The following is a 13,831-nucleotide window of genomic DNA, read 5'->3' as shown; positions in this document are numbered from 1 at the left end:
CATTGGGTCAGTGCTCATTGCCCACAATCCGTTCAACCCTTCACGAATCGCAACGGAGGGAATCCGGGCCGCGCTCATCGTGAATGTGGCCGCAACTTACAGACAGGTGAATGATCATGAAAGCACTGCTCAACGTTGTTCTCGTTTCCTGCGCACTGGCCGCGCCCGCGCTTTCTTTCGCGCAAACCGTCGATCAGCCGGTGACGCGTGCGGAAGTGCGTGCCGATCTCGTGCAGTTTGAAATGGCCGGATATCGTCCGGTCGCATCGGACGCGCAGTATCCCGCGGACATTCAGACCGCAGAGGCGAAGGTGTCCGCCGCACAGACTGCTACGTATAAGACATCGGTCGGGGGAGTGTCGATGAACGGCTCGTCGCAAGCAGGCGCGCCGGCATCGGTGGACGGTGCCGGGCGGATCTACTTCGGACATTGAGCCGCGTTGGCGGTGTCATGTGCAACCGCCGGGCGGGCAATGAATGCGTTCCTCGTGATGCGGGCCGCCCGGGTTGTCACTGGTTGTCACTGGTTGTCGCTGGTTTTCGCTGGTTGCCGGTGCTTCCAGCCGGTAACCGGAAAGCAATGTTCGACGGCTTCTCAACGAGGCTTTACCACTGCTGATGGACAAACGGCGCGATCTTTTGCAGATATAGCGCGCGTAGGACCTCCATGGCCGAATCTGTCAGGGGCGGGAGTTCGCTCGCCTCAGCGTTTGCTTTGGCTTGCGCTGCGTTCTTCGCCCCTGGAATGACAGTCGTCACTCCATCGTTCATGAGGATCCAGCGAAGCGCAAACTGCGCCATCGTGGCGTTTTGCGGGACGAGTGAGCGGATTTCGTCGACGGCTTCCAGAGCGACGTCATAAGGAACGCCGGCAAAGGTTTCGCCCTTGTCGAAGGCCTCGCCGTTACGATTGAAAAGGCGATGGTCATTGGCCGCAAACGTCGTCTCGCGCGTCATTTTTCCGGTGAGCAGGCCCGACGCAAGAGGCACCCGGACGATAACGGCGACTCCTCGGTCACGAGCTTCCTGAATAAAGCGGGCCGGCCTTTGCCTGAAAATGTTGTAGATGATCTGTACCGACTTCACACCCGGATATTCGATCGCTTTCAGACCTTCTTCGACTTTCTCGACCGACACACCGTAGCTGCTGATCTTTCCCGCTGCGACCATGCGGTCCATCGCATCGAAAACCTCCGGCCGGTAATAGACCTCGGTCGGTGGACAATGAAGCTGTACGAGATCGAGCCGCTCCATCTCCAGGTTCTTCAAGGACCGGTCGACAAAAGCATTCAGATTCGCCGCGGTGTAGCCTTGCGCCACGTGCGGGTCCAGTCGCCGCCCGGCCTTGGTCGCAACGAATGGCCGCGGTCCCGAACGTTCCTTGAGCACGTCCGCGATGATCCGCTCCGAGCGGCCGTCGCCGTAAACGTCGGCCGTGTCAATGAAGGTTGTACCGCTATCGAGCGCCGCATGCAGAGCCGCCTTTGCATCGCTCTCGGCGACGTCGCCCCATGAACCTCCAATGGCCCACGCGCCAAACCCGATTTCAGAGACGCTCTTTTCTGCGTGTCCGAACTTCCGTTCTTTCATCTTGATTCTCCGTTCATGGCATGAGTTGTCCGCCGTTGACCTCGATGATCTGCCCCGTGATGTATCCCGACATGGCGGGAGACGCGAGGAACAGGAACGCGCCGACGCACTCCTCCGGCAGGCCTTCTCTGCCCATCGGCACCGTGGCAGTCTGCGACGCCCAGATTTCCGGCGGCGTGTATTTGTCGTGGAACGGCGTCTGTATGAGTCCGGGTGCTACTGCGTTCACACGGATTCCGTCGTTTACAAATTCCTTTGCGTGGCCACGGGTCAAACTGCTGACAAAGCTTTTTGACGCGGCGTAAAGCACCGCTCCTGCGCCGCCGCCCGTACGCGCAGCAACGGACGACGTATTGATGACGAAACCACGTGATTCCTTGAGAAACGGATGGGCAGCCGAGGTCGCTTCCCAAACCGACCTTGCGTTCAGGTTGACGACGCGTTCGAAGTGGCTGTCCGAGGCGCTTATAGATGCCAACCGTCCCAACATGGCACCGGCGTTATTGATGAGCCCATCGAGTCCGCCCAGCAGTTGCGCCGCTTCCTTCACGACCCGCGATGCTTCGCCCGGCTCGCTGACGTCGCCTTGGACAAGATGAATGCGCTCCGGCGATTCCGCACGCAGCGCTTGCGCAGCCGCTTCGCTCTCGTTGAAATGCGCGACCACGTGCGCGCCCTGTGCGGCAAATGCGCGAACAACAGCCGCTCCGATTCCAGTCGAGCCGCCCGTGACGAGAACTCTCGTATCCTTCAGATCGCCGATCTGTATTTGCTCAAGTCCATGCATGGAATTTCCTCCGAATGGATAAACATGAGCGGGGCGTACGCCGCAGCGCTCCGGGGTTCGCGACGAAGAAAATGATTACATACCGTAGAATGAAACGGATTCACTGGAACGATGAACAGCATTCATCATGGCAAAGAACGACCGGATCGATTTTGCGGACTTAAGGCTGTTTCTTGCGATAGTCAGGTGCCGGAGTTTCCGGCTGGCTGCAATCGAACTCGGGCAGACGCCGTCGGCAGTCAGTCACGCGATGCGGCGACTGGAAGACCGCCTCGGCGCAAAGCTGCTTAACCGGACGAGCAGGGCGGTTTCGCCCACGGAGGCGGGGCTCGATCTCGCTTCCCGGCTGGAAGAAGGCTTCAATCAGATCGGTTCGGCTCTCGAGAGTTTTGAAGCGCCGGGTACTGCGCGGCTCGGCTCTTTACGTCTGAATGTTTTCGCGGATGCCGCCCACTTGCTGGTCGCACCGGCATTGCCGGAATTCGCACGCCTTTGCCCCGATGTGCAGCTTACGGTCGTGGTCGACAACCGGCCGATTGACATCGTTGCAGAAGGATACGACGCCGGGATTCGCTACGGTCATCATGTTCCCGAAGACATGATTGCAGTGCCGCTTACCGGCCCGCAGCGATGGGTGATGGCCGCGTCGCCCGCATACCTGAAGAAACACGGCACTCCTCGTCACGTCAGCGAACTGGTCGAGCACAACTGCCTTCAGCTTTTGCTCGGTGACAATTCGAGCTACCGTTGGGAAGTCAGCGTTGCAGGTAAAACAACCCCGATCCGGGTGCCCGGGCCGATCACGATCAACGACACCGCGACCACGATTAGCGCGTGCAAGGCGGGAATGGGCATAGCGTATCTGCTGGAGGCTCGAATCGCCGATGAGCTGGCGCGGCGTACCCTGAGAGTTGTGCTTGAAGACCACGCGTGCGCTGAGGATCCACTTCACATGTACTACAGTGGTCGTCGATACAACCACCCGGCGTTGCTTAGCCTGATCAATATCATCCGGAAACAGCAGTCACTCGCGAAGATCTCAAGGTCGCGTGAGTGAGCGGGGCCGGCGCCGCTAATTGCTGCCGTTGCCGTTGCCGTTGCTGTTGCCACGAAGGTTCATTTGACGTGGACGTTCGTCGTGCTGTCCGTCGCACGCTTTCGCATGCGACGGACGAGCGCTCCGATGCCGTTAATGAGCAACCGGCTCGTTGAGATAGACGCCCGAGGACAGTGCGGCTTTTACCTCTCGCGTGAACTCGTCGGTGGATATTTCCTCCGCGCCGGCCTCAATTGCGTCGTATGCCTGACGCACGACGTCGGCCGGCGTCGCCTTCGGCACTTCCAGCCCGCGCGTCAGATCTGTATCGATGAAGCCGGCATGAAGCCCGACAACTTGCGTATGCTGCTCGCGCAACGAATGACGCAGGCCGTTGGTCAGCGCCCACGCCGCCGACTTCGACACGCCGTAACCAGAGAGGATCGGCCGGTTCACCCAGCTCGCGACCGAAAGCACGTTCAGGATCGCGCCGCCGCCGTTGCGGGCGAGGTTGCCCGCAAACGCCCGCGACATCGCCAGCATGCCGAACACGTTGGTTTCGAGGTGATCGCGCAACGCGTCGATCGCGCCGTCGTCCGTCAGGCTGCCAAGCCGTGCGATGCCCGCATTGTTGATCAGCAGCGTGACGTCACCCGCCGCCTCGGCGGCAGCGGCGACAGCCGCTGGATCGGTCACGTCCAGTTTCACCGGCACGACGCCCGGCAGCGCCACACTGGCCGGATCGCGCGCGCCCGCATAAACCTTGCGCGCCCCTCTTTGGAGCGCCTGTTTCGCAAACTCGAGACCAAGGCCGCGGTTCGCGCCCGTTACGAAAACAACAGAACCTTCGATTTTCATGACGAATCCTTCATACGGTTAATCGCAGGCGCGCCGGCTCACCGGGCGCATGGCAACTGATCAAAAACTTCCTTGCGTATTTCGGAATGTATTGCCTTGTGGACCGTCCCGTCGGCTTCGCTTCCCATCACGCCCGAAAGTCCGCTAGACTTATGTCAATGTCGATCGACATCGTCTTTTGATGCATTGTGTCGACGCGGACTAGGTATGTCAATGGTGATCGACATTGTGTTTGTTAATCGATGCGATTGTCTGGATAAGGGAGGGAGCGATGGGTGTGTCTCGGCAACAGGCCGCCGAAAACCGGAGCGCGATTGTCGCGGCCGCCGAGCGGCTGTTCCGCATTCGCGGCGTCGACGCTGTAGGGCTCGCGGAGTTGATGAAAGAAGCCGGTTTTACGCAGGGTGGCTTTTACAACCACTTCAAGTCGAAGGACGCGCTGGTCGCCGCGGTGATGGAAAAGGCGATGCAAGACTATGCGGATTCGCCGAACGCCGGTAGCCTGGTCAAGCAAACCGCGCGCTATCTGTCGACCCGGCACCGCGACAATATCGAGGCGGGGTGCCCGCTGTCTGGATTCGTTGGCGACGCTCCCCGGATGACCGCCGCCGCGCGTGTGGCTTACGCGCACGGCCTGGCGGCTTATCTCGACCGGTTTGCGGCCATGATCGCCAAGGAAGGCGCGACGCCGGAAGAAACCCGCCAGGACGCCATTGCGGCGTTCAGTCAGATGGTCGGGGCGCTCGTATTGTCGCGCGCGATTGCAGATGCCGATCCCGCCTTCGCAGACGAAATCCTCGAAGCAGGGCGCCGCACGCTCGCCGATGAGACACCACCTACGGCTCCTTGAGCGCCGCGGTGCGATAGGACCGCCGAAGGTCCCATCCAACCTACACCGTACTCACGCAAGTACGCTGCGTTTGCAATGCGCTCAGCACGGCGTCCACAACCCGCTCGACGCCTGGCCAGTTTTTCTCGGGTTGGCCTTCGATATAAACATCCGGTGCGACGCTCTTATAGTGTTCCGGGTATCCCCAGATTGCGTCGTGAACCGCCGGCCTCGTGATACTGCCGCCGAGCACTGCGACAGTCGGCCGGTGGAAGGCGGCAGCCACGTGCATCAGCATCGAGGAGTTCGTCAGGACGGCATTCGCATTTTCGGCGAGCGCAAAGACCGTTCGCATCGGCACCTCGCCCGCGACCGAACGCACCGGGACATTGGGTCCCGCGGCGACGATCGCTTCGTTGGCACGCACCTTGTCGGCCTCGCTACCAACTATAAGAATCTCACAGCGGTCGCCGGACTGTTGCAATGCGGACGCAATCTGCGAGAGCGCTGCCCCAAACTGCCGGGGATCCCAAGCCTTGGTGGGAACACCCGCTCCGACGCCAACCAGCACTCGCCATGTCGTGCCAACTTCTGCGGAGTCATTTGTCCAGATCCTGTCGGCGCTTGCCCGTTCGGCTGCCGTGAGGAAAAGCTGAGGTCGAGCGTCGGGAAGCTCCGTTGCGCCGAGCAACTCGGCTTGCGCGAGCGCGGCGCGACCGGATTGGCGGCGCGCAAAATCAATGTAAGCGTGACACCCGCTGTGGCCGCCGCGATACCCGCGCACGCCGATGCGATATCGCACACCAAGCCGCATCATCAGGAGCGCGCCCATGTAACTGCCGAGGACGTCGATTCCGACGTCAAACCCGCCTCGCTTGCGCAGCGCGGCGACTTGCGGCGACTTCAGCAGGAAACGCACGACGTCACCGGGCGAGCGGTTCTCGACGATCTTGTTGTTCCATGGTGCATTGATCTCGACGATTTCATCGATAAACGGATTGTTCTCCAGAATCGGGCGCCCCCAGCTGCCGATGCCGGCAACGATTCGGGTGGCCGGGAAGCGTTTTTTGAGCGCCTCGAAGGTCGGCGTCGCAGTCAGCAATTCACCAAAATCGTTCGGTCGAAGGACAAGAATTTCACGCGGCGTACTGCGACGAGGGTCATGCCGCGACGGGGTCAAGCGGCCAATCACCCAGACCGGGAATTCAGTAAGCAGGCTTTTCCATTCCATTGCATATCCACGAGATGAGGTGAGTGCCAAGCCGCGCGGAGCGACGCACTGAGTGTGCATGGAAGGAGGTGCCCGGTCTGTGGGCCGCCATACGAAACTGCCGCGTCGTGAGCGCTCGCCGTTATGGCGCGTTCGCGAGCTCGCAGCTTCCGTCGCCGGTGTTGAGCCCGGCGGGTTTCAGTTCAACGTTCTTTCGTCCGGACGCAACGTCAGGACGCGTACACCGTTCCGGGTGACGGCGACGGTATGCTCGAATTGTGCGGACAGCTTTCCATCGTTCGTGACGACCGTCCAGCCATCGTCTTCAGTCCGAACGGCATGTCGCCCCTGGTTGATCATCGGCTCGATGGTAAAGACCATGCCCTCTTGCAGCACCAGACCGGTTCGCGGCTTTCCCCAATGCAGCACCTGAGGCGGCTCGTGCATTTCGCGTCCGATGCCGTGTCCACAATATTCCCGTACGACCGAATAACCGTTTTGCCGTGCGTGCCGCTCGATTGCATGCCCGACATCGCCCAGTCGCGCGCCAGGACGAACGGCCCTGATGCCTTTCCACATCGCTTGATACGTGACTTCCACGAGCCGTTTGGCTAACGGCGATACCTCGCCTAGCAGATACATTTTGCTCGAGTCTGCGATGTATCCGTTCTTTTCCAGCGTGATGTCGAAATTCACGATATCGCCGCTTTCCAATATTTCCGTTGAAGACGGAACGCCGTGGCAAACCACGTTGTTGCGCGATGAATTCAGTACGTAGGCATAGCCGTATTGGCCTTTGCTCGCCGGACGGGCATTGAGTCCGTTGACGATGAGGCTATCGACCAGATCGTTGATCTGCATGGTCGACATGCCGATTATGTCCAACCTGTCGAGATGACCGAACACATCCGCGAGCAATTTGCCGGACTCCGCGAGCAACGCGATTTCTTCTGGCCGCTTGGTCACGTGGACGCCACCTTGACGGATCGCGTCTCCACGCCTGCTGCTCGCAGTTCGCGCGCAACGATTTCACTAAAACTGTGCGTCGGATTCATTTCGCACAGCATGCCAATCTTGATCCAGAACGCCGCTTGTGCGTTGATCGACCGACACGACACCTGGCTCGCTTTGCGTATCTGATCGTGCAAGTCGTCGTCAATATTCACGATGCCCATTTTTGCCATCCGTATATGAAACGTATATGGATCATATACTCTTGTCTGTTCGCAGTGCAAGCGTGTTGGTGCTCGCGATTGCCGTCACTGCGAAGGGCCAGTGCGTAAGGTGACCAACCTGAAGTCGCATCGCCGAGATTGACGATGGACTTCAGTTTTGGGGAGATGCGATGTGTCAGAACGTCGGGGCCGGGCCTGCGCCAATACGTACACGGAAGAGCGCGTAGGGCTTCCTGCGCTCGTCCTTGCCGCCGTGGAAAACAGGCTGACGATGCAGTTGATTCGCCGTGAAGTACAGATATCCGTCGGTGCCGACCGACAGTGTGTCCGGCCACAGCACGCGCGGGTCATGCACGATGGTCTGCCATTCGCCGCCCGGTTCGAGCTTGCGGATGGAGTCGTGTTCGTAGTCGCCTGCGTAGACGGCGCCGTTCGCGTCGCTTTCGAGTCCGTCTGAAGCGCCTTTCTCTCCGAGGTCTTTTACAGCGGCTGAAAGTTGGGCTTCGCTGATCGATGGGTCGCGCAGCATGGCGGTCGGCACCGAGTAGAGATGCCGGCTTGAAAGCGGGCAGTAGTAGAGCGTCTCGCCATCCGGCGAAAGCGCAATGCCATCCGATGCAACGGTGAACGGCGTGCTCTTGCCGTTTGCATCCCGCACTTTAAGGGTCTCGCCTTCGACCACGGGTACGAAGGCCGGATCGGCCGATGTGGAAACGTCACCGGTCAGGCGTCGCAATGCCTTGCCCGAGTCGAGGTCGATGACGATCAATCCACCGGTGCCGCTCAACGACGAGTCGGTCACATACGCGACGCCCGCTTTGCCCAGGCGGAAGTCGAACCGCACGTCGTTCACGTAGGTTTGCGCGCGCATGACGTTGGCCGGAAAGACGAGCGTCTTCACCACGCGATTGGTAGCGAGGTCGATAGCGACGAGCTTGGCACCGCCCGCTACCGGACTCGAGAAGTTGGGCGCTGCGGTGTCCAGTACCCACAGACGTCCGCGGCCGTCTGCAACCACGCTTTGAACGCTCAGGAAGTGCGCGGCTGCGTGGGAAACGTCCGCACGATTGATGTCCGCATTCGGATACGCGACCACTTTACCGTCGCGCACTTCGGCAACGGTGGCCTGAACGTCGTCGCCCCAGCGCGGGAAGTTGACGAAGATCCGTCCGGTTTCCGTGACGGTCACGCCGGTAGGCATCGGCCCAGAAAATGTCGCCACCGTTTCTATCGAACCGATGGTGCGTTCCGTCGCCTCGCTGGACGGCGCCGCTGCTGACGGCGCCTGCGATGGCGCCTGGACGGACGCCGCATAGGCGAAGCTGCCGAAGCTCAGGCTCACGGCCAGCGCGATTGCGGCGCGCCGCATCGCACGGCTTTTTTTACCGCCTTGATTGATGGATTGCATGGTCGTTCTCCAGTTGTGTGTGATGTTGCAGATGGCAGGTGGCGTGATGAACCAGTGCGGCGAACTAGAAACCTTCGAGCACGATTTTTCCGCGAGCGCGTCCGCTTTCGATCAGCGCATGAGCGCGGCGCAGATTCTTCGCATTGATGGTTCCGAAGTGATCCGCCATCGTGGTGCGCAGCGTGCCGTCGTCGATCAGTGCGGACACTCTGTTCAGGATTTCGTGCTGCCTGACCATGTCAGCGGTTTCGAACAGCGACCGTGTGAACATCAGCTCCCAATGAAGAGAAATGGACTTCCGCTTGAGCGGCATCGCGTCGAGCGTGTCCGGATCGTCGATCACACCGAGCCGGCCTTGAGGCGCCAGCGCCTCGACGAGCTGCGGATAGTGAAGGTCCGTTTGAGTCAGGCTCGCGACGTAACGCACCTGCGGCGAACCGATACGGCGCAGGCCTTCCAGCAGCGGTCGCGAGTGATCGATCACGTCGTGCGCGCCGAGCGCTTGAGCCCATTCACGCGTTTCAGGGCGGGACGCCGTGCCAATCACGCGCAGTTTCGTCAGACGGCTTGCAAGCTGCGTGAGCATCGAGCCGACGCCGCCGGCAGCGCCAACAATCAGCAGCGCGTCGCCGGATCCTGCGTGCTCGGCTACGCCGAGCCGGTCGAAGAGCAGTTCCCACGCCGTCAACGAAGTCAGCGGAAGCGCGGCGGCTTGCGCATCTGAAAGCGAGGCAGGTTTCCTGCCGGCAAGCCGCTCGTCCACGAGCGCGTATTGCGCGTACGCGCCGGGGCGGGCAATGCTGCCCGCGTAGAAGACCTTGTCTCCTGGCGCGAACAGCGACACGTCGTCGCCCACGGCCTCGACGGTTCCGACGGCGTCCCAGCCGAGTACGCGCGGCGCTTCGGTCGGCGAGCCCATGCGCACTTTCGTATCCACCGGATTGATCGCGATCGCGTCTATCTTCACCAGCAAGTCGCGCGATGCCGGTTCAGGCGTAGGCAGGTCGAGATCGACGAGGGAATCCGGATGCTCGGCGGGAAGACCGTGCTGTGTATAGACCACTGCTTTCATGCGCATGCTCCACGTACGTTTTGAAGGACTTCAGCGCTCACCTTGCTCATGTATCGCTGACGTGTGGCTGAATTCTGGCGCGACCTCATCGTGCGAAAAACCGGTTACATTAGGGAAGACTTTCACTCCTGGAATGAAAATGGTCCGGTTAGAAGACCTTCAACTCTTTGTGAGAACTGCTGCGCTCGGCAGCTTTTCAAACGCGGCGAGAGAGGCGGACCTTCTGCCCGGCCAGGTCAGCGCAGCGATTTTGCGGCTCGAGCGGGAGCTTGATATCCGGCTCTTTGCGCGGTCCACTCGCAGCCTCAAGCTGACTGCAGAAGGCGAGCAGTACCTTCCCTATGCGGAAGAAGTTCTGTCGATGATTCACGAAGGCCGCGAACGTCTGCATGGAGAAAGACATGCGCTGCAAGGCATGCTGCGGATCGCGGCGCCTTCCGATCTCGGCCGCAATAACCTGCTGACCTGGCTTGGTACGTTCCGCGATCAACATCCGAAGCTGACATTGCGGCTTTCCCTGTCGGATCACGTAACCGACGTCTTCCGCGATCCGGTGGATGTGGCAATCCGCTATGGGTCTGCGGAGCAGGCGAGCTACGTTGCGCTCGCACTCGCCGAGAACAATCGAAGGGTGCTGGTGGCTTCGCCGGAGTACCTGAAGCGCCGCGGCTCGCCCGCTTCTTTGGACGAACTCGTTTTGCACGATTGCCTGCCCTATGTGCTGGCAGGTCGCGTCTATGACCGCTGGTCGTTTCCGTCCAATGGCGTGCGGCGGCAGGTCACGGTGAGAGGCGTGCTGCTTTGCGACGATGCGGAAATCGCGAGACGCTGGGCGGTGGAAGGCCGCGGCATCGCCTATAAATCGTGGCTCGACGTGCACGACGATGTGATATCCGGCCGGTTACATGTCCTGTTGCCTGACCAGCCCGGGGAAACAGCGCCGTTGAACCTGGTCTGTCCGCACCGTCGTCAGTTCTCGCCGGCTGTCCGATATCTTCATGCTCATCTCAGGGAACGGGTGTTGCCCATGAGCGCAGCGATGCGTGAGTACGCGAACGCATTGGTGGAATGACCGCCGACGCGGCTGCGCTTTTCTGAGTGCGCGGAGCGGTACTGAAGGCGCTCGTGGCTCACTCCGCTTATCTGGTGTACTTCGCCAGCAACGACCGGATCGCCGGATCGTTCATGTTTTGTGGCGTAACGGTGACCACGTCGACGAAGAGAGTGCGGGGTGGCGGATGGCCCTGCAGTGCCTCGACCATGGACGCCAAGGCGAGGTAACCCATACGGTAAGGGTCCTGCAATATGGCGGCATGTACGATTCCTTTTTTGAGGCCTTCCAGGAATTCCGGACGCCAGTCGAATAGCACGAGGCGCGGGCGCTGGCCGATTGCCGCAGTCTCGATCACCCGCAGAGCGCCGTAGGCAATCGGTTCAGCCGGCGCAAAAACGGCATCGAGGCGGCCCGGGTAGCTCTTTATCACCTCGGCGATCAGCACTTCGGCATCGCGCGGTCGATACCCTACGTAGGTATCGATCACCACATCCCATCCCTCTTTGCGGGCAACGCTTAAAAATCCGCTTTCTCTCGCAACAGTCGAACTCACGTTGGGCGCGAGCCGCAGCATTGCCACCTTGGCGCCCTTTTTCAGAACCGGTACCAGGCTGAGCGCCGCCTTCCTGCCAGCGCTGAAATTGTCTGTGTAGACGGTCGAGATTCCATCGTAATCGGCGCTGTATCGATCCACGAGGATCACGGGGACCGGGACTGAAACCCGCGTGTCGCCGGCCAATGGTTCTGGTGCCAGTACCACGCCCGAGACTCCCTGCGTCACCATGTATTCGATAATGCGCAGCTGGATATTCGGTGTATTGAGCGACTCGCCGTCGGACGGGTTGCGAATCAGCAGATCTACACGATGATCAAGGGCCGACTGCTGTATTCCCTTGAGCAATGTCTGATAGAAGACAAGCGATGAGCCCGGCAGGACGACACCGATTGTGCTCGCATGCGCGGTCGGCGCCATGACCGCCAGCGACCAGAGCAGCACGAAAAGTCTCAGAGGTCCAAGCATGGTGTGTCCACTCGAAGTGGCCTCGACCTGACCGCATAAGCTTGCGGAAAGGCATTTCGCTGTTATGAAGATTCTCGCCGGGCAAGTGGAATCTTTGCCCCCACACTAGTTTTCAACGACCTTTCGGGATAATAAGCCGATGATCGGCGGGCCGCCATTGTCACTTCATGGGATGGGGCAGCGGACGGGTTCGGCCACTACCGGCCATCCGCCCGCAAAAGGCCGCGGTCATTCAAATGTCAGCAATTGCGCTGAAGCCGACGTACGCGCTTGCCGTCTTCTCTGGCGTCGGGAACTCATGATAGTTGAGCGCGGCTTCGCGAAAACCTTCTTTATCCGTTTGCTTGGTCGTTTCGGCAATGCTCAAAAAAAATTGGCAGTCGCCCAAGGGTGACTGCCAATTTGCAGAGTGATGTTGTGGAGGCTCAATGAGCGTTCGATCGGACGGATGCGTCGCCCGCAGATGCGGATGCGATGGCCGGATTGTCGATCGGCTGCAGTTCTTCGAATTCATCAACGTACGTACGATTCAGCACCGCACGCGCAGTGTTCATGTCGAGCTGTCCTTCCCAACGCGCGACCACGACAGTTGCAACCCCATTGCCGATCAGGTTCGTCACGGCCCGAGCTTCATTAAGAAAACGATCGACACCGAGAAGCAGGACCAAACCTTCGACCGGAATCTTGTGCATCGACGCGAGCGTCGCGGCCAGCGCAACAAATCCAGCACCCGCGACTCCCGCCGAGCCTTTCGAAGTGAGAAGAAGCACGCCCAACACAAGCAACTGATCCCAAATCGTCAGATGCACATTCATCGCCTGCGCGATGAACAGGGCAGCCATCGTGAGATATATCGCCGTTCCGTCCGCATTGAAGGTGTATCCGGTAGGCAACACCATTCCAACAACGGGTCGCGAGCAGCCCATCCGTTCCATCTTGACCAGCATCTGCGGAAGTACCGCTTCCGTGGACGCCGTGCCGAGCGTGATCAGGATCTCGTCCTTGATGTAGCGGAGGTACTTGAACAGCGACAATCCACACATCCTCATTACCAGTCCGAGGACTACAACCACAAAGAAGATAGACGTTAGATAGAGGCACAACATCAACTGGCCGAAGGAAGCCAATGTGCCGATCCCGTACTTTGCGATGGTGAAGGCCATGCCGCCGAACGCACCGATAGGTGCGACGTACATGACGATCCGCACCACCCCGAACATGCCCTGAAGGAACATATCGAGCATGTCTACAAACGGTGCCGTCCGAGGTCCTAGCCTGGCGAGAGAAATGGCGAGCAGCAGCGAGAAGAAAATGATGGGCAGCATCTCGCCGTTGGCGAACGCGCCAACGATGCTGTTCGGGACAATGCTCGTGAAAAAGTCGAGCATGCCATGTTGCCTGGCGGCAGCCGTATAGGTCGAGATCGCAGACCCGTCGATGTGCGACGGATCGACGTTCATGCCGACACCGGGTTTGAAGACATTCACGACGACCATCCCAACGAGGAGTGCGATCGTCGATGCGACTTCAAAGTAAAGCAGCGCCTTGACGCCGACGCGGCCCGCTTCATGAAGATCATTCATGCGGGCAATGCCGACAACCACTGACGCGAAGATGATCGGTGCAAGCAGCATTCGGATCAACTTGATAAACAAGTCACCGAGGGGCTTGAGTTGGGAACCAACGTCCGGATAAAAGTGGCCCAGCAGGATACCGGCGATGATCCCGATAAGAACCTGCACATAGAGCTTCGAGAGCGTCTTCCTGACTTTCGATACCAGCATGTCTGTC

General features: G+C 59.9%; 15 protein-coding genes. 4 read left to right on the top strand and 11 right to left on the bottom strand.

Annotation, left to right across the window (positions count from 1 at the left end):
- The first annotated feature begins 116 nt into the window (after window positions 1-116).
- Window positions 117-434, top strand: coding sequence for a DUF4148 domain-containing protein (locus tag J2W46_RS04795; protein WP_088174345.1), 318 nt, complete (start codon window positions 117-119; stop codon window positions 432-434).
- Window positions 435-606: 172 nt separating this feature from the next.
- Here J2W46_RS04795 and J2W46_RS04790 read toward each other — a convergent pair whose 3' ends face one another.
- Together J2W46_RS04790 and J2W46_RS04785 are read right to left on the bottom strand one after the other, a co-directional pair.
- Window positions 607-1,590, bottom strand: a complete 984-nt coding sequence (locus J2W46_RS04790) for an aldo/keto reductase (protein ID WP_310351720.1) — start codon at window positions 1,588-1,590, stop codon at window positions 607-609.
- 13 nt (window positions 1,591-1,603) lie between these two features.
- Window positions 1,604-2,377, bottom strand: coding sequence for an SDR family NAD(P)-dependent oxidoreductase (locus J2W46_RS04785; RefSeq protein WP_310351718.1), 774 nt, complete (start codon window positions 2,375-2,377; stop codon window positions 1,604-1,606).
- Between the two features lie 127 nt (window positions 2,378-2,504).
- Here J2W46_RS04785 and J2W46_RS04780 point away from each other — a divergent pair, with 127 nt between their 5' ends.
- The gene (locus J2W46_RS04780) at window positions 2,505-3,434 is read left to right on the top strand and encodes a LysR family transcriptional regulator (protein ID WP_310351716.1); all 930 of its coding nucleotides are present in this window, start codon (window positions 2,505-2,507) and stop codon (window positions 3,432-3,434) included.
- Window positions 3,435-3,566: 132 nt separating this feature from the next.
- On the opposite strand, the gene J2W46_RS04775 is transcribed toward J2W46_RS04780, so the two are convergent.
- Window positions 3,567-4,271 (bottom strand): SDR family oxidoreductase, encoded by a 705-nt coding sequence (locus J2W46_RS04775; RefSeq protein WP_310351714.1) that lies wholly within the window; start codon window positions 4,269-4,271, stop codon window positions 3,567-3,569.
- Between the two features lie 271 nt (window positions 4,272-4,542).
- Here J2W46_RS04775 and J2W46_RS04770 point away from each other — a divergent pair, with 271 nt between their 5' ends.
- Window positions 4,543-5,121 carry a TetR/AcrR family transcriptional regulator gene (locus J2W46_RS04770; protein ID WP_310351711.1) on the top strand — a complete coding sequence of 193 codons (579 nt, stop codon included), beginning with the start codon at window positions 4,543-4,545 and terminating at the stop codon, window positions 5,119-5,121.
- A gap of 40 nt (window positions 5,122-5,161) precedes the next feature.
- Here the strand turns inward: J2W46_RS04770 and J2W46_RS04765 are convergent, their stop codons facing one another.
- The 5 genes from J2W46_RS04765 to J2W46_RS04745 all read right to left on the bottom strand — a co-directional run bounded on the left by J2W46_RS04765 (window position 5,162) and on the right by J2W46_RS04745 (window position 9,965).
- Window positions 5,162-6,331, bottom strand: coding sequence for a glycosyltransferase family 9 protein (locus J2W46_RS04765; RefSeq protein ID WP_310351707.1), 1,170 nt, complete (start codon window positions 6,329-6,331; stop codon window positions 5,162-5,164).
- A gap of 177 nt (window positions 6,332-6,508) precedes the next feature.
- A complete protein-coding gene (gene map / locus J2W46_RS04760; RefSeq protein WP_310351705.1) occupies window positions 6,509-7,276 on the bottom strand; it encodes a type I methionyl aminopeptidase in 768 nt (255 codons plus the stop codon).
- Complete coding sequence (locus J2W46_RS04755) at window positions 7,273-7,485, bottom strand: ParD-like family protein (RefSeq protein ID WP_310066241.1); 213 nt, start codon at window positions 7,483-7,485, stop codon at window positions 7,273-7,275. Before J2W46_RS04755 ends, map begins: the two co-directional genes overlap by 4 nt.
- 175 nt (window positions 7,486-7,660) lie before the next feature.
- Window positions 7,661-8,893: an L-dopachrome tautomerase-related protein gene (locus tag J2W46_RS04750; RefSeq protein ID WP_310351702.1), complete on the bottom strand. Its 1,233-nt coding sequence runs from the start codon at window positions 8,891-8,893 to the stop codon at window positions 7,661-7,663.
- 64 nt (window positions 8,894-8,957) lie between these two features.
- A complete protein-coding gene (locus tag J2W46_RS04745) occupies window positions 8,958-9,965 on the bottom strand; it encodes a zinc-binding alcohol dehydrogenase family protein (RefSeq protein WP_310351701.1) in 1,008 nt (335 codons plus the stop codon).
- Between the two features lie 139 nt (window positions 9,966-10,104).
- On the opposite strand from J2W46_RS04745, the gene J2W46_RS04740 reads away from it, so the two are divergent.
- On the top strand, window positions 10,105-11,037 hold the full coding sequence (locus J2W46_RS04740) for a LysR family transcriptional regulator (protein WP_088174132.1): 933 nt from the start codon (window positions 10,105-10,107) through the stop codon (window positions 11,035-11,037).
- Between the two features lie 67 nt (window positions 11,038-11,104).
- On the opposite strand, the gene J2W46_RS04735 is transcribed toward J2W46_RS04740, so the two are convergent.
- From J2W46_RS04735 to dctA, 3 genes are all read right to left on the bottom strand, one after another.
- A complete protein-coding gene (locus tag J2W46_RS04735) occupies window positions 11,105-12,016 on the bottom strand; it encodes a substrate-binding domain-containing protein (protein WP_310351697.1) in 912 nt (303 codons plus the stop codon).
- A gap of 256 nt (window positions 12,017-12,272) precedes the next feature.
- Window positions 12,273-12,554 carry a hypothetical protein gene (locus J2W46_RS34335; protein WP_374726804.1) on the bottom strand — a complete coding sequence of 94 codons (282 nt, stop codon included), beginning with the start codon at window positions 12,552-12,554 and terminating at the stop codon, window positions 12,273-12,275.
- Entirely contained in the window at window positions 12,466-13,824 is a 1,359-nt protein-coding gene (dctA, locus tag J2W46_RS04730; RefSeq protein WP_310351694.1) for a C4-dicarboxylate transporter DctA, read from the bottom strand. Before dctA ends, J2W46_RS34335 begins: the two co-directional genes overlap by 89 nt.
- Window positions 13,825-13,831: the final 7 nt, after the last annotated feature.

Source organism: Paraburkholderia strydomiana (genome assembly GCF_031456815.1).
Taxonomy (GTDB): domain Bacteria; phylum Pseudomonadota; class Gammaproteobacteria; order Burkholderiales; family Burkholderiaceae; genus Paraburkholderia; species Paraburkholderia caledonica.
Note: the sequence above shows the minus strand (reverse complement) of the source record. Positions and strands in the feature narration are given on the sequence as shown.